20 protein-coding genes and 1 tRNA gene are annotated in these 25,564 nt (G+C 57.1%); 1 reads left to right on the top strand and 20 read right to left on the bottom strand.

Annotation, left to right across the window (positions count from 1 at the left end; all coding sequences use genetic code 11):
* Positions 1-33: 33 nt before the first annotated feature.
* Both D8M41_RS05740 and D8M41_RS05745 read right to left on the bottom strand, forming a co-directional pair.
* Entirely contained in the window at positions 34-1,695 is a 1,662-nt protein-coding gene (locus D8M41_RS05740) for an L-lactate permease (protein WP_006887878.1), read from the bottom strand.
* A 395-nt stretch (positions 1,696-2,090) separates the two neighbouring features.
* Positions 2,091-3,752, bottom strand: coding sequence for an L-lactate permease (locus tag D8M41_RS05745; protein ID WP_006887885.1), 1,662 nt, complete (start codon positions 3,750-3,752; stop codon positions 2,091-2,093).
* 482 nt (positions 3,753-4,234) lie between these two features.
* Here D8M41_RS05745 and D8M41_RS05750 point away from each other — a divergent pair, with 482 nt between their 5' ends.
* Positions 4,235-4,873, top strand: coding sequence for an NAD(P)-dependent oxidoreductase (locus tag D8M41_RS05750; protein ID WP_006887882.1), 639 nt, complete (start codon positions 4,235-4,237; stop codon positions 4,871-4,873).
* A 213-nt stretch (positions 4,874-5,086) separates the two neighbouring features.
* Here D8M41_RS05750 and D8M41_RS05755 read toward each other — a convergent pair.
* From D8M41_RS05755 to D8M41_RS05840, 18 genes are all read right to left on the bottom strand, one after another.
* Positions 5,087-5,160: transfer RNA gene (locus D8M41_RS05755), tRNA-Pro, on the bottom strand.
* A 206-nt stretch (positions 5,161-5,366) separates the two neighbouring features.
* Positions 5,367-6,956, bottom strand: a complete 1,590-nt coding sequence (gene der / locus D8M41_RS05760) for a ribosome biogenesis GTPase Der (RefSeq protein WP_006887861.1) — start codon at positions 6,954-6,956, stop codon at positions 5,367-5,369.
* A gap of 106 nt (positions 6,957-7,062) precedes the next feature.
* Entirely contained in the window at positions 7,063-7,755 is a 693-nt protein-coding gene (cmk, locus tag D8M41_RS05765; protein ID WP_023133367.1) for a (d)CMP kinase, read from the bottom strand.
* Between the two features lie 102 nt (positions 7,756-7,857).
* The gene (locus tag D8M41_RS05770; protein WP_126926545.1) at positions 7,858-8,994 is read right to left on the bottom strand and encodes a prephenate dehydrogenase; all 1,137 of its coding nucleotides are present in this window, start codon (positions 8,992-8,994) and stop codon (positions 7,858-7,860) included.
* Positions 8,994-10,052 (bottom strand): pseudouridine synthase, encoded by a 1,059-nt coding sequence (locus D8M41_RS05775; RefSeq protein WP_037236444.1) that lies wholly within the window; start codon positions 10,050-10,052, stop codon positions 8,994-8,996. Before D8M41_RS05775 ends, D8M41_RS05770 begins: the two co-directional genes overlap by 1 nt.
* Positions 10,053-10,190: 138 nt before the next feature.
* The gene (gene scpB, locus D8M41_RS05780; protein ID WP_126926546.1) at positions 10,191-11,108 is read right to left on the bottom strand and encodes an SMC-Scp complex subunit ScpB; all 918 of its coding nucleotides are present in this window, start codon (positions 11,106-11,108) and stop codon (positions 10,191-10,193) included.
* Positions 11,105-12,070, bottom strand: coding sequence for a segregation and condensation protein A (locus D8M41_RS05785; RefSeq protein WP_126926547.1), 966 nt, complete (start codon positions 12,068-12,070; stop codon positions 11,105-11,107). Before D8M41_RS05785 ends, scpB begins: the two co-directional genes overlap by 4 nt.
* Positions 12,071-12,325: 255 nt before the next feature.
* Positions 12,326-13,186 carry a ParA family protein gene (locus tag D8M41_RS05790; protein ID WP_006887854.1) on the bottom strand — a complete coding sequence of 287 codons (861 nt, stop codon included), beginning with the start codon at positions 13,184-13,186 and terminating at the stop codon, positions 12,326-12,328.
* 137 nt (positions 13,187-13,323) lie between these two features.
* On the bottom strand, positions 13,324-14,784 hold the full coding sequence (locus D8M41_RS05795; protein ID WP_126926548.1) for a cation:dicarboxylate symporter family transporter: 1,461 nt from the start codon (positions 14,782-14,784) through the stop codon (positions 13,324-13,326).
* A gap of 316 nt (positions 14,785-15,100) precedes the next feature.
* Entirely contained in the window at positions 15,101-16,249 is a 1,149-nt protein-coding gene (locus D8M41_RS05800) for a site-specific tyrosine recombinase XerD (RefSeq protein ID WP_126926549.1), read from the bottom strand.
* A gap of 21 nt (positions 16,250-16,270) precedes the next feature.
* A complete protein-coding gene (locus D8M41_RS05805) occupies positions 16,271-16,981 on the bottom strand; it encodes an NUDIX domain-containing protein (RefSeq protein WP_023133375.1) in 711 nt (236 codons plus the stop codon).
* Positions 16,982-17,167: 186 nt separating this feature from the next.
* Positions 17,168-18,862 (bottom strand): CTP synthase, encoded by a 1,695-nt coding sequence (locus tag D8M41_RS05810; RefSeq protein WP_037285523.1) that lies wholly within the window; start codon positions 18,860-18,862, stop codon positions 17,168-17,170.
* A 124-nt stretch (positions 18,863-18,986) separates the two neighbouring features.
* Positions 18,987-20,693, bottom strand: coding sequence for a DNA repair protein RecN (gene recN, locus D8M41_RS05815; RefSeq protein ID WP_023133377.1), 1,707 nt, complete (start codon positions 20,691-20,693; stop codon positions 18,987-18,989).
* An 80-nt stretch (positions 20,694-20,773) separates the two neighbouring features.
* On the bottom strand, positions 20,774-21,694 hold the full coding sequence (locus D8M41_RS05820; RefSeq protein WP_006887855.1) for an NAD kinase: 921 nt from the start codon (positions 21,692-21,694) through the stop codon (positions 20,774-20,776).
* 112 nt (positions 21,695-21,806) lie between these two features.
* A complete protein-coding gene (locus D8M41_RS05825) occupies positions 21,807-22,544 on the bottom strand; it encodes a TlyA family RNA methyltransferase (protein ID WP_023133379.1) in 738 nt (245 codons plus the stop codon).
* 5 nt (positions 22,545-22,549) lie between these two features.
* Entirely contained in the window at positions 22,550-22,741 is a 192-nt protein-coding gene (locus tag D8M41_RS05830) for a hypothetical protein (RefSeq protein ID WP_023133380.1), read from the bottom strand.
* On the bottom strand, positions 22,738-23,802 hold the full coding sequence (locus tag D8M41_RS05835) for an HAD-IIA family hydrolase (RefSeq protein ID WP_023133381.1): 1,065 nt from the start codon (positions 23,800-23,802) through the stop codon (positions 22,738-22,740). Before D8M41_RS05835 ends, D8M41_RS05830 begins: the two co-directional genes overlap by 4 nt.
* A 95-nt stretch (positions 23,803-23,897) precedes the next feature.
* Complete coding sequence (locus tag D8M41_RS05840) at positions 23,898-25,166, bottom strand: hypothetical protein (RefSeq protein WP_231375359.1); 1,269 nt, start codon at positions 25,164-25,166, stop codon at positions 23,898-23,900.
* Positions 25,167-25,564 lie beyond the last annotated feature (398 nt).

Below are 25,564 nucleotides of genomic sequence, written 5' to 3' on the forward strand. Positions count from 1 at the left end.
ACAACGGGTATTGCACGAAGAGCAAGGAGCTCTTTAGCGGGCCATCACCAGTGAGAGTAGGTACACCCACACGCATACCAAAACCAGCAGAATAGCACTGTATTTAATAGACATGGAGGTAATCTTCGATTCCTGCCCGGCACTATTCACAGCAGCCGCAGCAATAGCAATCGATTGAGGTGAAACGATCTTACCCATCACACCGCCCGCAGTGTTCGAGGCTACCAGCAGAGTGGGATTCACATTAATCTGATGCGCGGTCGCAGACTGCAAACCGGCGAACAGCACGTTATTGTTTGTTACTGATCCGGTCACGAACACACCAATCCAGCCGATTACTGGCGAAATAAGCGGGAAGAACGCGCCCGCAGCTGAGGCCGCAAGTGCGATAGAGGAAATCATCCCGGCGTAGTTCATCACATTCGCTAGGGACATGACCAAGCAGATCATGAGGATAGGAAGCCATAACTGTTTCCAGGTGCCGCTAAGCTCCTCAAACGCGGCCTTCCAACTGATCTTGGAGAACAGCACGGTCACCAGCACCGCCACCAGAATCGCGGTACCGGAGGCCCCCAAAATATTCCAGGTAAACACAGCCTTCACAGGGGTGGGTCTAGTGACGATAGGGGCAGCCTGCTCAATTGCCCCATGCACGCCGGGGATATTAAACAGGATGGTGGAGAACCCCAATAGCCCGTCGCTCTCCCCCGGTTTAACAGCTTTAGCAAATACCGGTTTGAGGGCGGTAGACCACAGCAGGATGGCGACCGATAAGTACACGAAGGGACTCCAGGCGTTCAGGATCTCCCCGGCGGTATGTTTAACTGCCCCCTGCTCTTGTACCTCTTCGAGGGTGGGAGCGGTAGGCTCACGGTAAATATTTTTGGGCTGCCACACACGCATTATTAGTGCAAGCACCACAAGCGCCAACAGCGGCGGAATAATATCCACCAGCTCGGGGCTGCCGAGGAAGAATAGAATCGCTGACTGCCCACCAGAGAACACTGCACCAATAAGCAAGGCAACAGGCCCAACTTCACGCACACCACGCACCCCGTCTTGAATGGCGACCATGAGCACGGGGATAAGCATTGAGAAAATCTGCAGTACCGGAACAATATCTATGGATAGACCTGCTAGATCAATGTTTCCGTAGTTGGCGGCAGTAGTGACCGGGATACCGATAGCCCCATAAGCCCCTGAGGCGGCGTTAGCGATAAGTGCGAACATGGAGGCTTTGAGCGGGTTGAACCCCAGGTTCACCAGTAGCGCCGCCGCAATAGCAATGGGGATACCAAACCCAGCAGCCCCTTCCAAGAACCCGCCAAAGCAGAACGCTATTAGCAGCATCTGGATGCGCTGGTCGGTGGATATTGCCGAGACCGATGAGCGCACAATATCGAAATTCCCGGCGCGCACGCTAATGCGGTACAGCCACACGGCCATGAGCACAATCCACCCAATAGGCCACATGCCAGCTAAGAAACCGTAAAGGATCGAACCCGCCCCGGCGCTGGCAGGTAGGCCAAACACGAAGATCCCAATACCCAACGCAGCCGCCAACGAGAGGAGCGCGGATTTAATGCCGGTGAGTTTGAAAACGGTAAGGCTCAGTAGGAAAAGGATGATGGGCGCCGCCGCGACCAGTGCCGAAAGCACAGTCGAGTGGAGTGGGTCATAGACCTGTTGCCACATAAGTTTTTAGTCCTTCCCGGCGGTGCTGTGTGTGCTCCCGCTCGGTATTTCACGATGTGATGCCGCCACGGTTCCTGCTACTGGTTTGGCAGGTGTGTGGGCGGCATCGTGCGTTTTATCTGTATTTGTGTGTATATAACAGTGGTGTGTACCGGTGTTATTCCCGCTCTGTACCCATTGCTGTAGTGAGACGTGGACATGTGAGACTAATAAGGGTACACACAACCTTTTCTTTTCAAAAGTACCATGAGTGCGGGAGTGACTCATATGAGGCGGCACTGACTTGCGGTGTAGACGCATGAAACAGGCGGGTTCCGCTCGGTTATTTCCGTTGCGGAACCCGCCAGTTGTAGTGGCTGCTATGGTGGCATGTGAGTTGAAGCCGCCCGAGGTGATTAGTGCGTCATCACCAGTGAGAGTAGGTACACCCACACGCACAGAACGATCAGCAGCCCTGCACTGTATTTAATGGACATGGAGGTAATCTTCGATTCCTGCCCGGCGCTGTTCACTGCGGCCGCAGCGATAGCAATTGACTGGGGTGAAACAATTTTTGCCATCACACCACCAGAGGTGTTGGCAGCCACCAACAGAGTGGGGTTCACACCGATCTGGTGTGCGGTGGTTGATTGCAGACCGGCGAAGAGGATGTTGTTGTTCACCACGGAGCCGGTCACGAACACACCAATCCAGCCAATAATGGGTGATAGGAGCGGGAACACGGCACCTGCGGCCGCCACCGCCAGCGCGATGGAAGAGATCATTCCGGCGTAGTTCATCACATTCGCTAAGGACATGACCAGGCAAATCATAATGATGGGGGTTTGCAGCTGTTTCCAGGTGCCGCCGAGTTCTTCGAACGCAGCCTTCCAACTAATCTTGGAGAACAGCACGGTAATAACGACGGCCACCAGAATCGCGGTGCCGGATGCCCCCAAAATGTTCCAGGTAAACACAGCCTTCACTGGGGTGGGTTCATGAACGATAGGGGCTGCCTGCGCTATTGCCTTGTGCACGCCGGGAATATTAATAGGGATATTGGTGAATCCTAGCAGCCCGTCGCTCTCCCCCGGTTTGGTGGCTTTAACAAATACCGGCTTGAGGACGGTGGACCACAAGAGAATAACGACGGAGAGGTATACGAACGGGCTCCAGGCGTTTAGGATCTCCCCGGCGGTGTGCTTAACTGCCCCCTGTTCTTGTACCTCTTCGAGTGTGGGAGCGGTAGGTTCACGGTAAGTATTTTTGGGCTGCCACACACGCATCATTAACGCAAGTGCCACAAGCGCCAGCAGCGGCGGGATCACATCGACCAGTTCGGGGTTGCCCAGCACCTGTAGCAGTAGCGACTGTCCGCCGGAGTACACGGCGCCGACAATGAGCGCTACCAGACCTGTTTCGCGTAAACCGCGCAGCCCGTCTTGGATTACCACAAGGAGCACAGGGGTAAGAAGCGCAAAAATCTGCAGCACAGGGATCATATCTGCCGATAGTTCAGCAAGGGGAATACTGCCTTTCTCAGCACCGGTGCTGACAGGAATACCGATGGCCCCGTACGCCCCGGAGGAAACGTTTGCAACCAACGCCAGCATGGAGGCTTTGAGCGGGTTGAACCCCAGGCTTACCAGCAGCGCGGCGCAGATGGCGATAGGAATACCGAACCCGGCGGCCCCTTCCAAGAACCCACCAAAGCAAAACGCAATCAGCAGCATCTGGATGCGCTGGTCTGTTGAGATAGCTGAGATGGAGGAACGGACGATGTCGAAGTTCCCGGCGCGCACGCTAATGCGGTACAGCCACACAGCCATGAGCACAATCCACCCAATAGGCCACATGCCAGCCAAGAAACCGTAAAGGATCGAACCCGCCCCGGCACCTGCTGGCAGCCCGAAGACGAGGATTCCGATGCCTAGAGCGAGAGCGAGAGAAACTATAGCCGCTTTAATGCCGCTCATTTTGAGAACGGTAAGCCCAAGGAGGAAGAAAATAATGGGTATGGCCGCAACGAGGGCTGATAGCACGGTGGAATGTAACGGGTCGTATACCTGTTGCCACATGAGGGTGTGTCCTTCCGGCAGTGCGCCCGCAATGGTTCTATGCGGGCTGTGCCGTCGTTCCCTCAGCGAGCGCCTTACCGGTAGTATTGCGTTTCTGTGGGGTTGGCGGCAGCATATTGATGTGTTTTCAAACGGAGAAAACGCTAAACCTGCCTGCCAGATGGTTACGGTGGCTTATGTGTTCCCCGTCCCACTTATGAATGTACCACTTCATAACAACTTGTTCGCAAATATCCCCACCTAAAGACTGAAACATCATAGTTGCATCACAACCTGAAGATTTCACTACGCTCCGCACTATTATTCCACTACCCGCCTCAACACGTTGGATACCCAGACAGCTCAACGGCCTTTAGGGCTATTACTTGGGGGCAGATTCCGTGCGCCTAAAACATTTATCTTCTACATGAACTTTACTACCATTGTTAAGTAAACTCGCAGATGTTGTCAGAGCGCGCCTATACCGCCTGGGAGGAATAATTATGAATATCCTTTTACTTGGAGCCAGCGGCCCCACCGGACAACAAGTGCTTCAGCAAGCCCTGGAGCATGGGGATACCGTCACCGCCTTAGCCCGGCACCCCGAAACGTTGGAACAGTTCGGGCAGCAAGTGAAGGTTGTTCGCGGTGATGCCACCTCAGCTGAGGATCTAACGAAAGCTATGGACGGGCAGGACGTCATCATCTCCACTCTAGGCCGTGGTAAAGCCCTGCGGGCGGAGAACCTTTTTACGGACGCCATCTTGGCGATTCTGCAGGCGGCATCTGCCACCGGTGTTCACCGCCTGGTGTGGTTATCGTCTTTCGGTGTTGCGCACACCTACGATTCGGCCACCTTCAGCCAGAAAGCGGTGTATAAGACAATACTGCGCAATATTTATGAGAATAAGGCTGAGGCAGAAAAGCTGCTCCGCGCCAGCGACCTGGACTACACCATCGTGTACCCTACCGCTCTAACAAACGGCCCAGCCACTGACACTTACCGGGTGGGAGAGAATATTTCCATGAAATCCGCGGTACTAAAGGTGAGCCGCGCCGATGTGGGCCATTTTATGTACCGTGCCGCCCGCGATGCTGAGTGGATTGGCCGCGATGCTGTTATTACCAGCGGCGGCAGCTAACTCACCATTACGCGGTGCCGCTGGCGAGACAACGATGAAGGCATAAGCGGCATCCGCTCACGTGAGGCTGCTAAAGTCGCTGCCTTCCGGTCATAGCTAGCCTGCGGTCACGTACATTGTTTCAACCGCCAAAACCAGTAACTTATGATGCACAATACCAGATACAACAAAACGCCCCAACCGATAGTTCTACCGATTAGAGCGTTTTCTGCGTCGGGTTGACAGGATTTGAACCTGCGACCCCTTGACCCCCAGTCAAGTGCGCTACCAAGCTGCGCCACAACCCGATGATTCCGGGGAACCCTCCCCTGAACACTCGATAAACTATACCCCAGGTTTTTACCCCGTGCAACTTGGCACAGACTAAGGAACAGAAATTTTTGCGCTACCGTTCTCAGCTGCTCACATAAGGGGTCACCATGCCAGCACGGGCGCCTCGCAGCGGCTTCTTCAAGACCACCACAAGGCACCCAGTACACCACGGGGCAGGGGACTACCGTTTGCGGGTGCTCTTCCCCTTCTTCTTCGTCTTACCGCCCTGACGTTCCCCCAAGGAGCGGCGTTCACGCACGCGCATCGAAATTTCGATCGGCGTGCCCGTGAACTCGAAAGTTTCACGCAGGCGGCGCGTAATAAAACGCCGATACCCCGGGTCTAAGAACCCGGTTGTGAAAAGCACAAACTTCGGCGGGCGCGACGACACCTGCGTGCCGAAAAGAATACGCGGCTGCTTACCGCCACGCAAAGGATGAGGATGCGCCGCAGCCAGCTCCCCTAAGAAAGCGTTCAGCCGCCCCGTTGGGATACGCGAATCCCAGGACTCCAGCGAGCGCTCCAAGGCGGGCACCAGTTTATCTTTATGCCAACCGGTTTTCGCCGAAATATTCACGCGCGGAGCCCACTTCACGTGCGCCAGGTCGCGGTCAATTTCACGTTCGAGCATCTCGCGGCGTTCCTCATCAAGGGTGTCCCACTTGTTGAAAGCCAGCACCATTGCACGACCGGAATCGATAGCGGTCTGAATAATACGCACGTCCTGCTCACTCAGCGGCTCAGACACGTCCAGAAGCACAACCGCGACCTCGGAGCGTTCCAGGGCTGTCTGAGTGCGAAGCGAAGAATAAAACTCTGCCCCCTTCGCCATATGCTGGCGGCGGCGAATACCCGCCGTATCAATAAACCGCCACGGGTAGCCGCCCAGCTCAATAACCTCATCAATAGGGTCACGCGTAGTACCCGCAAGGTCATTCACAACTGCACGTTCAGAGCCCGCTAGCTTATTCAGCAGCGAGGATTTACCCACGTTGGGGCGACCAATCAGCGCCACACGGCGCGGCCCACCTGGCGCATCCGGCTGTGCATACTGGGAGTGCTCGGGCATGACCTCTAGAAGTTCGTCAAGGGCATCTGCAAGGCCACGACCGTGCAAACCCGAAACCGGGAAAGGCTGCCCCATGCCCAGCGACCACAGGTTATAAATCTCCGGTTCCAGGTGAGCGTCATCAATCTTATTGGCCATTAGGATAATGGGTTTCTTCACGCGCCGGAGCATGCGCACAATCTGCTCATCCGAGGCGGTAATACCCACGCGCGCATCCACCACAAGAATAACAACGTCGGCCTGCTCAACTGCGATTTCCGCCTGATCCGCCACCTGGGCGTCAATACCGCGTGCATCAGATTCCCAGCCGCCAGTATCAACAAGGGTGAAACGTTTATCCAACCATTCAGCTTTATAGGAGACACGGTCGCGGGTCACCCCCGGCTTATCCTCCACCACGGCCTCACGCCGACCCAAAATACGGTTAATAATCGTGGACTTCCCCACATTGGGGCGCCCCACGATCGCTACCACCGGGTCAGCAAGCTGCTCTTCTTCCTCATCAAGCTCAAAACCCCAGGCGCCCAAGAGCGCACGATCTTCCTCATCAAGATCATAATCCTCAAGCCCCTCCAGAAGAGCCTGCGCACGCGCCTCAGCGGTTTCATCGTCAATATCAGCTAGACGCTCGGTGACATCATCCTCACCGCCGCCTAAATATTTGTCTTCGTAGTCATCGCGGATAGCATCGTTCTCAGCCATGCGCGTCCCCTTTCTACACTGCAAACACCCGAACCACCTCCCAATAAACATCCCACTAAGGAACCTGAGAGTCGGGCGGTTCGCACATTACGTACTGCTGCGTGGGTTATCCCCCGCGTTTTGCTTTCACCTGCGCGTTGACCGCATTAATCACAGCCGAAACGGTGGCGTTAAAGTCCAGTTCGGAGCTATCAATCAGCTCAACACCAGCTGCGGCCTGCATAAAATTATTAACCTTCGAGTCTTTGGCGTCACGCTCAGAGATCTGCTGCGTCAAATCGCCCGCAGAGCCCGACTTCTCAGTATTTTCCAGGCCGCGGCGGGCCATACGCACCTCTTCTGAAGCAGTCAGCAAGATACGCGCGTCCGCGTCCGGGGCCACCACAGTGGTAATATCACGCCCCTCGACGACAATACCGTTCACGGCGTGCCCAATGGCCCATCTCTGTAACCCGATCAGGTGCTCACGTACCGCCGGGACGGACGCCACAGCTGAGACCGCCGCCGAAACCCGCTCAGAGCGGATCTGCTCACGCACATCGGTAGAGCCAATCAGGATCTCTTCTTCCTTAATATTGGTGCCAAACACCAACGGCATCTCAACCACCGCCTGGGAGATAGCCTCAGCGTCAGCCAGGTCAATCCCCCGCTCCAGCACATACCAGGTTGCCGCACGGTACATGGCGCCGGTGTCAAGATACGCCAGCCCAAAATGACGCGCCACCTCTTTTGAGACTGAAGACTTTCCAGACCCGGAAGGGCCATCAATAGCAATCGTTAACTTAGGTTTCTCATGCATGCTTATTCGCTTTCATATGGTGATGCGCAGGTACTTACCTGCTTTTAGCATACGGGATTGGAGCGTTTATTCCTCCCCGCAAACATTGGGACACCCCACCCACTAGGTGACGACCTTCCAGCCCCGCTCGGTCAGTCCGGTCACCAGCTCATCATGTTTAGCGGGGCTCACCGACAACTCGGCCATGCCTACATCTGCCCCGGTTGAATGTTCCAGACGCAGATCTTCCACATTCACACCCAGCTCACCAATATCGGCCAGCAGCCGCGCCAAAGACCCAGGGGTATCATCCACCAACACCGTGAGCGTGGCAAATGCGGTCGGCACCGTACCATGTTTACCGGGGATGCGAGCCACCCCCGCGTTCCCCTCACTCATTAGCTGCGCCAAATCCAGGCGAGCGCCGGGGGCGGTAGGGTTCTCAAGTGTAGCAATCAGACGGTCCAGATCCTGACGTATACCATAGAGTGTACGCACCATAGGCTCCGCATTCGCCGCGAAAATCTGCACCCACAGGCGCGGGTCACTCCCCGCGATACGCACCGTATCACGCAGGCCCTGCCCCGCCAGCGACAGCGCATATAACGGTGTGTGCTGCAGGCGGGTGGCAAGTAAAGAACTCACCGCCTGCGGCACATGCGAGATGAGCGCCACCGTCTCATCATGCTCAGACGCACTCAAGGCGGTCACAATAGCCCCCAGCTCAACCGCTAAAGCCCGCACCAGTTTCACGCACTCAGCGCGGGCAGCCTCATGCTCACAAATAATCCAGGGTCGGGCCTGAAACAGCTCTCCGCGTGCAGCAACCGGACCGGACTTCTCCCGCCCCGCCATCGGGTGCGACCCCACATAACGTGAAGCATCAGCCCCCGACTCAAGCACCTGCCGCAGCGGCAAAGACTTCACCGAAGCAATATCAGTGACGGTGGCCCCCGGGTAATCCCCGTGCGGCGCATATGTATTGAGTGCCTGCACGCACAGGTCACCAGCCACGTCCGGCGGGGCCGCCACCAGCACCAGCTGCGGCGCGCATGAGGCACGTTTAGCTTCCCCAAGAGAGGACCAACGGGTACCCGCACCAATATCCTCAGCGACCGCCTCCACGGTAGGCGAAATATCCTGCAAGTACACCGGCACTCCTGCGGCACGCAAGCCCAACCCGATAGATGCCCCCAACAAGCCCGTGCCGATCACCAGCACCGGGCCGGTAAGCACCGGGGAAATATCCTGAGAACCCATTACATGTCCACGCTTGCCAGTAGATGCCCGATCTCAACCTTCGACAGGTTACGCACCGTACCCTGCTTCTGCGACCCAATACGTACCGGGCCCATCTCAACACGCACCAGCTTCTCCACCGGGTACCCCACAGCCTCAAACAGGCGGCGCACAATACGGTTCTTCCCCGAATGGATACTCACCTCAATCAGCACATGCCCCGGGGCCGAATCCACCAGCTTAAACGAATCAACACGAGACACGCCATCCTCAAGACGCACACCCTTTTTCAGCTGCGCACCCACGCCCGACTCAACCGGGCCACGCACCTGCACCAGGTATGTTTTAGGCACCTCGTAGGAGGGGTGCGTCAGCCGATTCGCCAGCTCACCATCATTCGTCAGCAGCAGCAGCCCCTCAGTCTCAACATCCAAACGACCCACATGGAACACCCGCTCCGTCATTGAAGACCGCAAAAAATCTTTAATGCAGGGGCGGCCATCGGGGTCTTCCATTGTTGAAACAACCCCGGCAGGCTTATTAAATGCCATGTACACGAGCTTATCGTTCGTCTGCACGGTCATACCATCCACCTGAACCACAACATCCGCAGGGTTCACACGCACCCCTAGCTCGGTCACGGCCTCACCATTAACAGTGACCCGCCCTTCGGTGATCATCTGCTCACACACACGGCGTGATGCCACCCCGGCCTGGGCCATTAGCTTCTGCAGACGCACACCGTTCTCGTCATAAAAATCGAAATGATCCACCGGCGCAGCACGCGGACGTCGTGGGCGATGCGGCCCCGCCCATTTGTTGGCCCGGTACTCGCCGCGCTCATGCGCAAACGCCTCCCCCGAACGGTACGGGCGGCCCGGTGCCCGGCGTTCACGCTTAGGTAGCTCAGAGTACTTACCTTTCCCCTTGCCTTTGCCCCTGGAAGCGCCAGCCTGTGAGGCGCCATACTTCGAGTTTTTGGGGGCGCCCCCCTTAGCCTTGCGGCCACCGCCTTGCGGGCCCGCGCCCTTGGAACCGCCCGTATGTCCGGGGCGGGAATTATTCTTTCCGTATGCCATCAGTTTTCCTAATATCCTGTCAGTATTTTCTACAATTTATCTGTTATATCCCGAGCTCACTGCCCGCACGTTCAGCAGCACTCCCCTGGGCCTGAAGTATTACACGCATTACCCATCTGCGGAGCCCGTTATAAGTATCTACGCATCATCTGCCAAAAGTGCCGCCTCCGTATCATCCGGCAAAAACGGGGCAAGCTCCGGCAGCTCATCCAACGAGTCCAACCCCAGTTTCGCCAGCAGAAGCTCAGTCGTCTCATACAGGGCCGCCCCTGTACCTTCTTCCTTACCAGCCTCACGCACCAACTGGCGGTGCACCAGCTGCCGCACCGCGGCATCAGCATTCACGCCGCGCACCGCTGCAACACGAGCCCGGGTAACCGGCTGCTGATACGCGATCACAGCCAACGTCTCAAACGCCGATTTGCTCAATGTGGCGCTCTGGCTGCGGGTCACAAACCGGGCCACCCAGGGCGCAAAATCGGCACGAGAGTACAAACGCCAGCCGCCCCCTACCCGGCGCAGTTCAAAACCTCTCGGCTCCCGAGAAGGCCCATCATCACCGTAGTCTGATTCGTCCCCGTTATATTCACGGTACAGTTCGTCTAAGGCAGCCTCCACCGCCCGCTCATTCACGATCAGCGCAGCCGATAGCTCACGCACACTCACCGGGGCGTCAGCGACCGCTAAGACAGCCTCAATCGCTGCTTTCACCCCGCCCGGTATACGCTCCACGCGGGAAAACTCGTCCTCAGCATCAACAGCAGCAGCACCCATGGTTCGGCCGCTGGGGCGCCGGGGCGCTCGCTGCCCTGACGGGGTCTTGTTTGCGTCCTTATCGGGGAGGCTAGATACTGTAAGCCCTTTGCTCTGGGGCGGTGTCTCCACAGTGTTGTTGGGTTCTGGTGCGTCAGCACCGCTCGCTGTGCCTTCTTGCTCGATGTCCGGCGCTATTTCCGTATCGGATCCGGGGTCCCAATACCCAAGGTTCACAATATTCAGGTCTGATTCGGTAAATTCGTCCTCAAAACGGTTACCGCCGGTGGCGCTAGTGTTCATGCTTCCCCTTTCCCAGGGTGTGCCTGCAGCTCAGGCGCCGCTACGGCGGGTACGGTCTCGCTGCCTGCCATTGTAGAGTCGGCCGGGTCGTGGGGCACAAAATCGCGGGACAATGCGGTTGTGCTCACCGAAATCTCTCCCAGAGGCGCGTCCTGGTTGAGGGTCACCGCCCCCTCTTTATAGAGTTCCAGTAATGCCAAAAAACGCACTACTGCCGTCTCAAGCTCACCGGCCCCGCGCACAAGCTCGCTGAACCGCACCGACCGTACCGCAGGTGCACCCGCTAGGAGCGCATCTAAAATAGTGCGTTCCTCAGCGGCTATAGTGGTGGTGGAAACGTGCAGGTGTTCGTTGAGTTCTTCAACAATTACCTCTGGCTCTGGTTCAGCGGGACGAGTTTTAGGTGCGAACGCCGCCGCAGCGATACGTGCGAATTCCTCGGGCCCTTCCTCAAACACAAGCTCCGGAAGTGCCTTCGCAAAAACCGGCTCTAGGGCCACGGTGCGGGCAAACCGCTGATTTTCCGCCTGCCAGCGTGCAGCAAAAATAGCGGCAACTTCACGGTAGGCGCGGTACTGCAGGAGCCGTGCAAACAGCAAGTCACGGGCCTCTACAAGTGCAACATCCTGTTGCAGCGGATCATTATGGTGCGGCAGCAGACGAGCAGCCTTTAACTCAAGCAGTGTTGCGGCAGTTACCATAAAGTCACTCGCCTCATCCAGCGCCTCGGCGGTGCCATGCTCGTAGAGGGCATGCAGGTAGGCGATGAACTCGTCGGTAACTTCAGCGAGCGCGATATCTGTAATATCGAGTTTACGGCGCGATATGAGGGTCAACAGCAGATCAAAGGGGCCCTCAAAATTAGTGAGTGTGAGAGTGAACCCGGCACCTGGCACCGGGGGTGTAGGGCTGTTTGGCCCAGTCGGTGTCGGTACCCTCTCGGCAGCGACGGTTTCGGTCATGGGTGACCTATGCTCCATTCTTGGATGCTTCAAAATACTTAGGGCAGGTGCACGCCACCTGTAACTACAGGGGCAAACCTAACGTCACATATTTTACCGGGTCCAGCGGAGGCTAAACAACACGGCACTGCGGCAGGCGGCCCCAGCCTCAACAGCGGTCCGCCGGTACCCCGGTGAAAACGCGGACGCCGTACCCGGTGCAGTCCCGCACCGTGCTACAGCATCCGCGTACGTATTGGGGAAACACATCCAGGGCTAGGGTGCGCCGCCCTTATAGATCAGCTCACGCGCCACCTGCCGGTACGCCTGTGCGCCTGGGTGGTTGGTGGCGTAGTTCAGGATCGGCTCAAATGAGACGGTCGCATCCGGGAATTTAACGGTGCGTTTAATGACGGTGTCGAACACCTTATCGCCGAATGCGTCGATAATGCGTGCCAGTACCTCTTTGGAGTGGGTGGTGCGTGCATCAAACATGGTGGCAAGTACGCCAACAATGTCCAGGTCGGGGTTGAGCCTATCCTGCACTTTCTGGATTGAGTCGTTCAGCAACGCGACAGCACGCAGGGCGAAAAACTCGCAGATGAGGGGAATAATCACGCCGTCGGAGGCGGTGAGAGCGTTCACAGTAAGCAGTCCCAGGGAAGGCTGGCAGTCAATGAGGATTACGTCGTACTCGTCGCGAACTTTACGGAGCGCAGAGGCCAGCACCTGCTCACGAGCCACCTCGTTCACCAGCAGCACCTCAGCTGCGGACAAGTCAATATTCGCCGGGAGCAGGTCTACGTTCTCAACACCGGTGCCTTGGATGACGTCTTTAATGTCTACCTTGCGGTCCATCATGACGTTATAGACGGTCAAGTCCAGCTCGTGCGGGTTCGCACCGAATCCCGCAGAGAGCGCGCCCTGCGGGTCAAAATCCACGAGTAAAACTTTACGCCCGCATTCAGCAAGGGCCGCGCCAAGATTAATGGTTGAGGTGGTCTTGCCCACCCCACCCTTCTGGTTCACCATCGAGATGATGCGCGCGGGACCGTGCTGTTGTATGGGCGCGGGGTCGGGGTATTCGCGGAGGGGGCGGCCGGTGGGCCCGAGTTCTTGTTCCGGTGCTTCAGTCAACTATGTCACCTTCGTGTGCGAAATTTACTGTTGATTATAAGGTTACAGTATTTGCCCCGTATCCCAGAGCCTAAACGTGAGGTGGAACTCAGGGGTACGGGGCGGTTGAGGTTGAACGGATGCGTTCAAACTCTCTGCTACTGCCCAGAGTCGATATGCGTGCGCGGTTTTATGTTCTCGGGCGGCACAACGGGAATCTGTTTGGTTGGCGATTTCTGAGCCACTGCATCATCCACGTACTGGTCGCCGTGTAAGGCATCCCCCATGGTGTTCTCATCAAAGGGAAGTTCGCCTTTTAGGACGGAACGCACCCTGTCCATGTCGATCTCTTTAACGGCTTTACCCATGAGCACAGTTGCCACAGCGTTGCCGGTAAAGTTCGTAACGGCGCGCGCCTCAGACATGAAACGGTCAATACCCACAATCAGCCCCACACCGTTCACAAGGTCAGGGCGGTGCGACTGCAGACCACCAGCCAGGGTAGCGATACCCGCACCCGAGACCCCAGCGGCGCCCTTTGAAGCAATAATCATGAAAACCAACAGAGAAAGCTGCTCACCCAACGCCAGTGGGGTGCCCATCGCCTCAGCCACGAATAGTGCACTCATGGTCAGGTAGATAGCGGTACCGTCCAGGTTAAAGGAGTACCCGGTGGGCACAACCACACCCACTACGGGTTTTGAGACGCCAAGGTGCTCCATTTTAGCGATCAGCCGCGGCAAAGCCGCCTCGGAAGAGGAAGTGGAGAAGATTAGCAGGTATTCCCGCGCCAAATATTTCAGCAGGCTAAAAATGTTCACCCCTGCGAACAGTTTAAGGATGCTGCCCAGCACCACCACGACAAATAGGATGCAGGTGATATAGAAAGCGGCCATGAGCACGAACATGGACGAGATTGCCTGCAGCCCGGTGGACCCAACAACCGCTGCAATAGCACCCAACGCCCCCAGCGGTGCCAGCCACATAATCATCATGAGCAGGCGGAACACCAGCGCTTGGCAGTAGGTGAGGAATTTTAGGATGGGCTGGCCGACCGGGCCCATTTTCTGCAGCGCAAAACCCATCAGCAGAGCCACAAACAGGGTCTGCAGAATGTTGTCGTTTGTCAGTGCAGAAAGCAGGGAGGTGGGGATAATGCCCAGCAGAAAGCTCACGGTATCTCCCCCGCCATGGCTCCCGCTGCTGTTGTTGGGGAGGGTGTATTTAGTGGTGGCAGGGTCGTAGTGCAGGGCGCTGCCGGGCTCAATAATATTGCCAACCACTAGACCAATACCGAGCGCAAAGGTGCTCATGAGCACAAAATACAGCAGTGCCATACCGCCCACTTTCCCCACGGTCGCAGCTTTTGCGATGGAGCCGACCCCGAGGACGATGGTGCAGAAAATGACGGGGGCGATCATCATTTTAATGAGCGCGATAAACCCGGTACCGATGGGCGCCAGACCTTTAGCGAAGCCCGGCGCGGTCAGCCCCAGCACGCAGCCGATAATGACGGCAGCAATCACCGAGAGGTACAGCATGTGGGTGGGGTCTTTATAGAACGGCTTCTTTTCTACCGTTTTTTTGGGTGATGAGTTGTGGGCTGATGCCGTGCTCATAACATGTATCCCTTCCGTTCGGAGCACGCACGATACTGTGCGTCTGCACCGCCTGAGATAGCCTTTAATCTCATGAACGGCCACGCTCTGGGATAGTTGCGGTTGGGCGCGGCCGATTCGGCGATAGTCACGATACTACCGGGCCACCCTAGTGGGTTTGGTGGGTTTTACACGGAGAAACACATTTTTTACATTTTTGTAACACGAAGAATAAATATTACACATGATTTTGCGCACCGCAGAATCTTTCGGTAGCCTTGCGCGCGAACCGGCGCAGCGGATGGGTACAGTGCACCAAGGCGCACGCATACATTTCCTACCGTGTGGGGTAGTTGGCTCGCGGATGCGCCATCCGGTACACCTCCATCATCCCCTCGGGGCTCACCCTGGTATACACCTGGGTGGTGGCAATAGAAGCGTGGCCCAAAAGTTCCTGCACCACCCGAATATCGGCCCCGCCCTGCAGCAGGTGTGTAGCAAAAGAATGCCGCATTGAGTGAGGCGAAAAATCCTGGGTTAGCCCCGCCTGCTCGGCGGCGCTTTTAAGAATCAGCCACGCACCCTGCCGACCCAGGCGGCTACCGCGCCCATTGAGGAATAGCGCGGCGGTACCTTTACCATGTGCGGCAAATACGGGGCGGGCACGCACCAGATAGTTCTGAAGGGCCCGCTGCGCATACGACCCCACCGGAACCAGCCGCTCTTTCCCCCCTTTACCGAATAGCCGCACATACCCGGGTAGAGTAACAGTTTCACCGTGCTCATCGGTGGTGCTCTCCCCCAGGTGCACATCGTCTATATCAGCGGCTAGCATCTCACTGACGCGCGCACCCGTGGCATACAAAAATTCCAAGATCGCCCGGTCCCGCAAACCGGTAGGGGTCTCCAGGGACGGAACCGCAAGAAGCCGCTGCATCTGCTCAACAGTGACAGCCTTAGGTAACCGTTTGACGTTTTTGGGAGGCTTCACCGCCGCCGCCGGGTCGGTGTCAGTGGTGCGGGAACTATGCCAGAAAGCGTGCGCGCCCCGCACCGCTGCCATAGTGCGGGCAATAGAGTTAGGACCCAGCGGAACTGGCAGAATTTGCCCCGCTGGTGCACTGAGCGAATTGTGCGGCGGGGGCGCAGCAGATGCTTTATCACCCGCATAAATCGTTGCGGCAAGGGCATCATGAGCGTCCTGCTCAGCGGCTTTACGGTCTTGCGCTGTCTGCGGCTCGGGCAGTGGAACGGTGGGGTTAGCGAGTTCCCGCATAAACGCACGCACATCAGCGGTGCGGATGCGCTCGGGAGCGATAATACCGCGCGTGGCAAGGTACGCACTGTAGCGGCGCAAATCGCGCGTGTATGAAAGTATCGTATTGTCGCTGCTGCCTTTTTCAACACGTAAATAGGTAAGGTACTGTTCTACACCAGCCTGCAGTGGGGTGGGCCGGGTGTGGCTGCGGGAAGAGCGCCCAGTCACAGGAGACACCATCGCACAGTTTTAGTGAACATTCCGGTACCGGGTGCGCCGCCCGCCCAGATAAGGGTGAAAATCCCAGCTATCGGTGGCCGAGCGCAGGTTGGCAAACCCCACCTGGGATGCAACGTAAGCCGCCATAATCGCCTGGTTCGCTAACCCGTTATGGATGTGCCCTGCCAGCACCAGCTGTACGGCAGCGTCAAGAGGAACCCACCGGTAGGTGATCTCGGCTTCTTCTTCCCCGCGCGGGATGCGTTGCCCTTCTGGAATGCGGCGCAGACCCCGCGCCAGGTAGATTCGGCCCGCCTCGTCGGCCCCACCCGGGGTGGTGTAGTAGTCGATAAGAGTGTGCCAGGTCTTAGCTTCTAAGTCGGCTTCCTCTGCAAGCTCACGTTGGGCCGCCGCCAGCGGGTCTTCCCCCTCAATGTCGAGAAGCCCAGCGGGTACCTCCCACAGGTTCATGCGCACCGGGTGGCGGTACTGGTTAAGCAGCAGAATACGGTCGTGTTCATCAAGGGTGGCCACGGCAACAGCACCCGGCATACCCACAACGTCGCGGGTCAGTTCCGGCCCGTGGGGACTCAGCAAGTATTTTTCAACGGTCACATCGAGCACATGCCCGCAGTATTTATGTTCGCGGGAGGTAACTTCCCGCAAAGAGGGAGTGTCAACAATATCTGCGTATTCTGGGTTAAGCGATGATGCCGCCGGTTTGGTGCTCATATCCCCCATTCTAACGTGGATTCCAGGCGGGTACCCGGTGCAGCGTCAGGGCACAGAGAGTCGGCGGTTTAGCGAATGACACTGAACATCCCTGCATCACACGCCCACACAGTTATCCGCACCAGACCAACACGAGGCGAAGCCTTCACCAAAGTATGTAACAGGCCCCGCCTCGTGGTGTTGCTGCCTTAGCCGTTACATATCGCGTTGTGCCAGTGCTGCCTCAATAAGGCCCGCAAAGAGCGGGTGCGGGCGGGTCGGGCGGGAACGGTATTCGGGGTGCGCCTGAGTCGCCACATAGTAGGGGTGCGTCTCGGCGGGCAGTTCCACATACTCCACCAGTGAGGAGTCGGGTGAGGTGCCCGAGATCATCAGCCCCGCGTCTTCAAGCCGTTCACGGTACTCATTGTTTACCTCATAGCGGTGGCGGTGCCGCTCAGCGACCTCAGTAGCACCGTACGCCTTAGCAACCTGAGAGCCGGGAACCAGGTTCGCAGGGTACAGGCCCAGACGCATGGTACCGCCAAGATCCCCAGCACCGTGCACGAACTGTTTCTGCTCCTCAATGGTGGCGATCACCGGCTCGGTGGTGTCCGGATCGAACTCAGTCGAGGACGCCTCAGATAGCCCAAGCACATTACGCGCATACTCGATCACCATAGATTGCAGCCCCAGGCAGATTCCTAGCGTGGGAATTTTATGCTCACGAGCGTATTTGAGCGCACCGATCTTGCCGTCAAGGCCGCGGATGCCAAACCCGCCAGGTACCAGGATAGCGTCCATGTCGCCCAAGTGCTTTTCGGCGTCCTCATCGGTGGAGCACAAATCTGCCGCCACCCAGTTAATCTTGACCTTCACATTATTGGCGAAGCCGCCAGCGCGCAGGGCCTCAGAGACGGAAAGGTAGGCATCGGGCAGGTCAATATATTTGCCAACGAGCGCGACCTTCACATCAGTATTAGGGTTGTGCACGGCGCCTAACACACGATCCCACTGGGTGAAATCGGGGTCGGGGGCCTCAAGCCCAAAGTAATCAAGGATATAGTCGTCCAGCTTCTGCCCGTGCAGAGTTTTGGGGATATCGTAGATGCTCGGCGCGTCGGGGCACGAAATGACGGCGTCCACATCCACGTCGCAGGCGTTGCCGATCTTCGCCCGGTGTGAGGCTGGCACGTCACGCTCGCAGCGGAGAATCAGTCCGTCAGGTTGAATCCCCAAACCCCGCAGAGAGGCGACTGAATGCTGGGTGGGTTTGGTTTTAAGCTCGCCAGATGGACCAATAAACGGCACCAGGGAGACGTGCAGGAAAAACACGTTCTGACGCCCCACATCGCGGCGCACCTGCCGCGCGGCTTCCATAAATGGCAGGGACTCAATATCACCAACGGTACCGCCGATTTCGGTAATAATAATGTCCGGGGCGTTATCAATCTCGGCAGCGTAACGCATACGCGCCTTAATCTCGTTGGTGATGTGCGGAATCACCTGCACCGTATCACCCAAGTATTCGCCGCGGCGTTCTTTGGCGATCACCGACGAGTACACCTGACCGGTAGTCACGTTCGCGGACTGGTCAAGGTTCTCGTCAAGGAAACGCTCGTAGTGCCCAATGTCGAGGTCGGTTTCCGCCCCATCATCAGTCACGAATACCTCACCGTGCTGGAAAGGGTTCATGGTTCCGGGGTCAACGTTTAGGTAGGGGTCGAACTTCTGCATAGTCACAGAAAGACCGCGTGAGCGCAGAAGCTGCCCCAGAGAAGATGCTGAAAGGCCTTTGCCTAGAGAAGACGCAACACCGCCGGTTACGAAGATTTGACGGGTTACTTTGCCGTTGGAAGACGCGCCGGATGCGCTCATATTTTCATTCACCACGGAATTCAAGCTTACCATTTTCTTCTTTCTTATCCAATAGGGCGCAGCGTAATAACCCGCCAATAATACCCACACAACCGCCCAAATACTGGGTGGTCAAACGCCGCCTGCCGAACCTACGCTATGGGTGCATGGTTCTTCTTTACAGCTGGCCGCCAGCGTGCAATAGTTCGCGGGCGTGCTCTTGAGCCGCCTCCGATTGGTCGTGTCCGGCGAGCATCCGGGCAAGTTCAACTACCCTCTGCTCATCGGTGAGCACCTGCACTTTTGAGAGTGAAGCGTCATCGTTTTTGAGCACCAGAATATGCTGATCAGCGAACGCAGCCACCTGCGGCAGGTGGGTTACCACCAGCACCTGCACGTGTTGGGCGAGCATCGAAAGGCGCCTGCCGATTTCAATGGCCGCTTTACCGCCCACCCCGGAGTCTACCTCATCAAAGATGAAGGTGGGTACAGGGTCCACCTCAGCCAGCACCACCTCAAGGGCCAGCATCACGCGGGAAAGCTCACCACCGGAGGCGCCTTTACCCAGCGGACGCGGGGCTGCGTTTTTGTGCGGGGCGAGCATGAAGGTGACGGTGTCCTTACCGTAGGGTGAGAACTTCTCTGCCTCTGAAACCTCCACGATGAGGGAGGCGTTGGGCATGGCGAGTGCAGTAAGTTCTTCGCTGACAGCCTCGGCCAGTATTCGGGCGGCGCCCCGGCGGGCTTCCAGAAGCGCCTGCGACTGTTCCCCAAGTTTCTGGCGTAAAGTGACCAGCTCGGCTTCCAAGTTTTCTTGACGGGTGGGGTCGTCGATAAGAGTATTCAGGCGGGCGCGGGATGCCTGCGCCCAGTCAAGTACCTCGGTAATATCTGCACCGTATTTTCGGGTGAGGTTTTTCAGCTGCGCCAGGCGGTTCTGCACGTGTGCAAGCCGTTCAGGGCTTTCTCCGTCGAGAGAAGCCGTGTAAGAGGCGAGATCAGATGAAATGTCGGTGCTAAGGATTAGCACTTCATTCAAACGGTGAGCGAGTGAGGCCAATTCTTCGTCGGCCTCGGCTTGGTGCTGCAGGGCGCCTCGGGCAGTATCAAGCAGACCCAGCACGTTCGTCTCACCCCCTTCAGCGTATTCGCTGCCTGCCAGCGCCGCCGAAGCCGTGGCGGCGGCGGTACGCAGCGCCTCAACATTCATGAGCTTAAGACTTTCAGCCTTAAGAGCAGTATCTTCACCCTCCTGCGGGTCCACACTATCGATTTCTTCAAGCGCCCCGCGCAGAGTTTGTGCCTCCAAGGCGCGGGCGCGAGAGTTTTCGCGTACTTCTTTAAGCTCGGCAGCAGCAGCGCGGTAACGGTCATAGGTGGTGCGGTACTCCCCCAGCAGACGTGTGAGGGCCTCGCCCGCATACGAGTCAAGGGCGTGCCGTTGAGCGGCAGCAGATTTGAGGCGCAGCTGGTCGGATTGTCCATGCACCGCAACGAGGGTGTGCCCAATATCTGCAAGGGTGCCGATAGGGGCGGAGCACCCACCAATGTGGGCACGTGAACGCCCCGAAGCGTTCACGGTGCGCGCCAGCAGCAACTCGCTTTGCTCACCGTCAAGTTCTTCTACCGACCCACCAGCATCCTGCGCGAGAGTAAGGGCCGGATGGCTATTGGGAAGGCGCACCACAGCCTCTGCGAGGGCACTCTTAGCGCCGCTGCGCACACTAGAGGCGTCGCTTCGGGCTCCGAGAAGCATCCCAAGAGCGGTCACAACCATCGTTTTACCGGCCCCTGTCTCACCTGTAAGTACTGACAGCCCGGGCTGCAGGGGCAGGCGCGCATCGGTGATAACGCCCAAGTCACGAATATGGATTTCTTCAATCACGCAAGGTCCTCATCTACTCAGGTTCTGGGATTCACCGTGGTATTCCGGCGCTGGGCGCAACAGTAAAAATGGCGAGGGGTTTAGCTTTGATGCTGGGGGCCACGCCAGCCGCGGATAGGCAGCTCAAATTTACGGACAATCCGTTCAGAGAACGGAGCCGGGTGAATACGGGCCAGCAGCACCGGTTTCTCTGATTTGCGTACCTCAATCCGCGAGCCGGGGCGTAAATCCACGGTACGACGCCCATCGCACCACAGCACCCCGGATGCGCCGTTACCAGGCATCATCTCGACCGCAACCATTGAGGTAGGGGCCGCAACGAGTGGCCGGGCGAATAGGGCGTGTGCTGAAAGCGGCACCATGAGTATTGCTTCTACCTCCGGCCAGACAACAGGTCCGCCCCCCGAGAATGCGTACGCGGTGGAACCGGTGGGGGTGCCCATTACCACCCCGTCACATCCGAAGGTGCTCAGGGGTTTTCGGTCCACTTCAATGATGACTTCGATCATTTTTTCGCGGTTGCCTTTTTCGACGCTGACCTCGTTTAACGCCCAGTCGGTGTGCACCCGTTTGCTCTCATGCCAGACTTCAACCTCGATCGCCATGCGCTCTTCAACGGTGTACTCTCCGCTTACAATACGCTCAACGGTCTCCCCTAGGTCGCTTTCTTCAGATTCTGCGAGGAATCCCACGTGTCCGAGATTCACCCCGACCAGCGGAATAGTGGTGCGGCGTACCATCTCTGCCGCACGCAGAATCGACCCGTCACCCCCAAGCACTACCCCCAGCTCAATATCAATGAGCGGTACGCTTTCGTGTACCACTTGCACGGGCACGGGATCCGCCCAGTTTTCGGTAAGGGTCTCAAGATCTGAACGGTTCATGACCGGGGTGAGCCCCGCACGATACAGCTGTGTGCACGCTTGGCGGGCAGCCTCACGTGCCTCTTTACGTCCGGTGTGGGCGAACACCAGGATTTTACGGCTTTCTGCCTCTGCCATGTACATCCCTTTCAGATATTTTGCCCTGCGCGGTGTCTTTCCTAAGTCTACCCGAAAAAATAATGATACGAACACAAATTCTAGAAAATTTTTTCGATAAGAGTTGTTGTTTTTAGCGCATCGGTTTGGTGCACCACAGAAAGTATTCTTTATTTCCATCCTGCCCGGGTAACGGGCTCGGGGAGGTGGCACACACCGTTAAACCGCACTCGCGCGCCGAGTTCTGCACAGCCTGCACAGCCTCCGCACGGGCCTGTGCATCAACTACTACCCCGCCCTTACCAATACGGTGTTTTCCTACCTCAAATTGGGGTTTCACCATTAGCAGCAGGTCTCCACCGGGTACTGTTGCCTCCGCTAAGGGGCGCATGACGAGAGTGAGGGAAATAAACGACAGGTCTCCAACTGTCACATCAACCTGCCCGCCAATATCAGCAGGCTTCAGGTAGCGCACGTTCAGCCCTTCATAGACGCTTACCCGTGCGTCATCCCGCAGCTGCTGCACCAGCTGATTATGGCCCACATCTACTGCGGCAACGTGAGCAGCACCGGCACGTAAGAGTACATCAGTGAATCCACCGGTTGAGGCCCCTGCATCTAAGCAGCGTTTACCGCTCACCTGCACCTGCGGGAATGCATTCAGGGCCCCCGCCAGTTTGTGCCCCGCCCGGCTTACATATTCAGTGAGTTCGCTACGGTGCACCTGTACGTTATCGCCTGGCGTCACGTCCAGGGATGCTTTACGAACGGGTTGACCGTTGAGGCTCACAGCACCTGCAGCAATAAGTTTTGCAGCAAGTGTGCGGGAGGTTGCTAGCCCGTTGTGGGCGAGGTACTTGTCTAACCGCACGCTGCTCAGCTTTCGAGTTCAGCGGTGAGTTTTTCCACGAGTTTCCCATAGGCGTTAATGCGTTCCAAAGGATCTAGGGCGAGTGCTGCGGCCAGCTTCTCTTCGAAGGCTTCATACTCCGCGCGTTCCTCATCACTCAACAGTGTTTCAGGGCCGTCTTCTAGGGTTAGTTCAGCGCCGGTGCTTTTTTCGCTCATGAGGCTCCTTCGACACCGCTCGCATTGGGTAACCCGTGTACTTCGGGCATCCCTCCCCGATTGGGATGGGCAGCCCACCACGCGGCACATGCTACACGCCAGGCTTCTGCTTCATCGTCGCTTCCAGCAAAGTTTTTATGCGCAGCAGTCGTGCTGAATCCTTCAGGGGCCGTGAGCTGAATGTGTTCTCCACGAACATTTGCCTGCCAGCGGGGGCCGTAGGCTACGGTCTCGTACCCTTCAAACACCACCTCAATATTCGGGTAGGGAGCAAAGAAGTCGTCAAGGGTGCGCAGGATGTAGACTGGTCGCTGGTCAGGTACAGCTGCAATCACATCAGCGTAGGTTTGTACCCCGGTGAGTACTATCGCCCCGTGCATACCGGCGCGGTTCGCGCCCAGAATATCGGTATCAAGCCGGTCGCCGACCACCACTGGTTTCTGAGCTTTAACCGATGCGGCCGCTGTTTCAAAAATTGCTGCCTCAGGCTTACCCGCCACCTGTGGAGTACGTCCTGTAGCGGTCGCTACAGCAGCGACGAGAGTCCCGTTTCCGGGCGCTTGGCCGCGTTCTTTGGGGATGGTTTTATCGGTATTAGTCGCCACCCATAGCACCTGCTCGTCAGCAAGAGTGTAGGATGCCTCTGCCAGATCTTCCCAGATGAGGCGTGGGTTGAATCCTTGAACGACCGCTACCGGGTTTTCGTGCTGTGACCGTACGGGGGTGAGCCCGGCCTCCCGCACGCAGTTGGCGAGGGCGTCTGTGCCTGTCACGAGCACATTCGCCCCTGCGGGTAGCTGCTGCGTGAGAAGAGCTGCACTAGCTTGAGCGGAGCTGACCACACGGTCGGCACGGGTTTTCACGCCTAATTCGCGTAGGTGTTCAGCGACTGAGTCCACAGAACGGGATGCATTATTAGTCACGAATACCACGGGGGTACCGCTGTCTTCGGCACGGTTGAGCGCTTCGGTGGCGCCGGGTATGGCGAAAGGACCAGCGTACACCACGCCGTCTAGGTCAGATAGTAGCGCATCGTAGCCGCTGAGCAGGGTTTCACTCATAGTGCACCTTTCAGGGGTTTCCCTCCGGAGTACTGTAGGCGGGTTGGGGATAGGTTCTACAGCTATTTTGCAGGGTTAGTTGAAGAGCCGGTTTCTTACTGAGGTTCCGTTTGTTGCTGCGCTCGCACAGAGTTGAGGGTATCCTGGTTGGTCTTTACCTTGTTCTCCGCGGTTTCCGCAACGTCAATGATGCTGTCTTCTTCGGACTCCTCGTCAGCAACATTTGGGGCATTCTCCCCATGCAGCTCATCAGTACTAGCCTCTGTTTCTTTTACACCGGTATTTTCTGAGGTGGTTTCCGCTTCCTCTTGTTCGGAAAGATCAGCTGTTTCTACGCTATCTGGTTGTTCGTCAGTTGCGGGGTTTTCTTCGGGTTCCAGAAGATCCGATTCCCCATAGATGTCGAAAATTTCGGGTTCGGCATAGTCGCCTTGTCCCAGAGCTGCTTCGGCCATGTGGGCTAGTCGTTCCCACCGCTGTGCTTCCTGTTTTTTCCCTGCATTAGCGAGGGCAGCCGCATAAGCAGTGAATAGGCGGGGGCTATAGTGATAGGCACGTTTAGGGTCAAGCTGAGGGATACGTAATACAGCAATGGCCTGAGATTTTTTGCCTTGATCGATGTAGATGCCCGATTCGACGATTGCCAATTCCACCCGTACCGCTGTTGGTAGGTCTTCGCGTTGTGCTTCGTTAAGCATTTCAAGTGCTTTAGGGAGCCTATTCAGAGCGCGTTCGCAGTCGACCAGCAGTGCAAGATGCTCATTGGATCCGCTGATTCGGCGGTGGGTGCGCAGCTCCCGCAGCGCGGTCTCGTACTCTTCGGCCACATATGCAGTAACACCCACGGCTTCGCGTACTGCGGCGATGCGCCCAGCACTCCGTGAGGCTGCAATAGCGTGCTCAAGGGCGAACTGAGGGTCAATATCAAGGTAGCGCCCGGCCATAACAAGGTGCTTTGCCACAGTTTCGGCATTACGAGGTTCTAGGGCTCGCAGCTGGCGGTTGGTGGCCCCATCTAGTTCCCGCCCAGTAACATCATTATCAATTTCAGGGGCTTTCGCTTTTGAGGGCCGGTACCCTGCGCGCCCTCCAATAGTGCGCACATCTTCTTGAGGCATGTCTTCTGAACCGTGCTGCCTGCGAGTGCTGGAACGCTGGCTTGATTGGTGATTTCGGTTGAATTTTTTATCGCCGCGGCCGGAGGCTCCATTACGATCGTATCCGTTACCATCCCGGCGGTTGTCTTTAAACCCTTTACCTTTGTAGCCACCTTTTTTACCGCGTGATTTTTCAGTACGGTTACCTTTGTACATGGGACGATTATCGCCAGACGCGTTGGATGTGTGGCGGGGTTTCTCAGACATGAAGCTCCTTGGGGCGGGATACGCCATTTCAGGGTTATAGGCGCACTATTACTCCGTTATAGTCTATTACAGACTGGGTGAATGTGCACCTGAGGTCCCATAAGGTGAATACTTCTTCGAGATACACCCCGTCAACAACCTACTCGGGCTGCCTAGTGCATAGTATGGTTCAAGCACTGAACCACCAAAATGCTCTGGTTTTTTGTGTAGACCCCCAAACACCCCCACGCACGCAGCACACCCACACTAAAACCAAAACCCCACACACCCACACCCCCCCCTTGGGGGCACAAAAAAAGGAGGCCCCCCACAAAGGGGACCCCCACTCACAAAAAAAATTGCGGCAGCCATCTACTCTCCCACACCCACCAAGATGCAGTACCATCAACACCACAGGG

It is taken from the genome of Rothia sp. HSID18069, from assembly GCF_003989155.1.
In the GTDB taxonomy this organism is placed as follows: domain Bacteria; phylum Actinomycetota; class Actinomycetes; order Actinomycetales; family Micrococcaceae; genus Rothia; species Rothia aeria.

Excerpts from the sequence above, each read along its gene's own strand:
- D8M41_RS05740 (WP_006887878.1), bottom strand. The coding sequence starts at position 1,695 with ATGTGGCAACAGGTCTATGACCCACTCCACTCGACTGTGCTTTCGGCA.
- D8M41_RS05745 (WP_006887885.1), bottom strand. The coding sequence starts at position 3,752 with ATGTGGCAACAGGTATACGACCCGTTACATTCCACCGTGCTATCAGCC.
- D8M41_RS05750 (WP_006887882.1), top strand. The coding sequence starts at position 4,235 with ATGAATATCCTTTTACTTGGAGCCAGCGGCCCCACCGGACAACAAGTG.
- der (WP_006887861.1), bottom strand. The coding sequence starts at position 6,956 with ATGGCTGAGAACGATGCTATCCGCGATGACTACGAAGACAAATATTTA.
- cmk (WP_023133367.1), bottom strand. The coding sequence starts at position 7,755 with ATGCATGAGAAACCTAAGTTAACGATTGCTATTGATGGCCCTTCCGGG.
- D8M41_RS05770 (WP_126926545.1), bottom strand. The coding sequence starts at position 8,994 with ATGGGTTCTCAGGATATTTCCCCGGTGCTTACCGGCCCGGTGCTGGTG.
- D8M41_RS05775 (WP_037236444.1), bottom strand. The coding sequence starts at position 10,052 with ATGGCATACGGAAAGAATAATTCCCGCCCCGGACATACGGGCGGTTCC.
- scpB (WP_126926546.1), bottom strand. The coding sequence starts at position 11,108 with ATGAACACTAGCGCCACCGGCGGTAACCGTTTTGAGGACGAATTTACC.
- D8M41_RS05785 (WP_126926547.1), bottom strand. The coding sequence starts at position 12,070 with ATGACCGAAACCGTCGCTGCCGAGAGGGTACCGACACCGACTGGGCCA.
- D8M41_RS05795 (WP_126926548.1), bottom strand. The coding sequence starts at position 14,784 with ATGAGCACGGCATCAGCCCACAACTCATCACCCAAAAAAACGGTAGAA.
- D8M41_RS05805 (WP_023133375.1), bottom strand. The coding sequence starts at position 16,981 with ATGGGGGATATGAGCACCAAACCGGCGGCATCATCGCTTAACCCAGAA.
- D8M41_RS05810 (WP_037285523.1), bottom strand. The coding sequence starts at position 18,862 with ATGGTAAGCTTGAATTCCGTGGTGAATGAAAATATGAGCGCATCCGGC.
- D8M41_RS05820 (WP_006887855.1), bottom strand. The coding sequence starts at position 21,694 with ATGGCAGAGGCAGAAAGCCGTAAAATCCTGGTGTTCGCCCACACCGGA.
- D8M41_RS05830 (WP_023133380.1), bottom strand. The coding sequence starts at position 22,741 with ATGAGCGAAAAAAGCACCGGCGCTGAACTAACCCTAGAAGACGGCCCT.
- D8M41_RS05835 (WP_023133381.1), bottom strand. The coding sequence starts at position 23,802 with ATGAGTGAAACCCTGCTCAGCGGCTACGATGCGCTACTATCTGACCTA.
- D8M41_RS05840 (WP_231375359.1), bottom strand. The coding sequence starts at position 25,166 with ATGTCTGAGAAACCCCGCCACACATCCAACGCGTCTGGCGATAATCGT.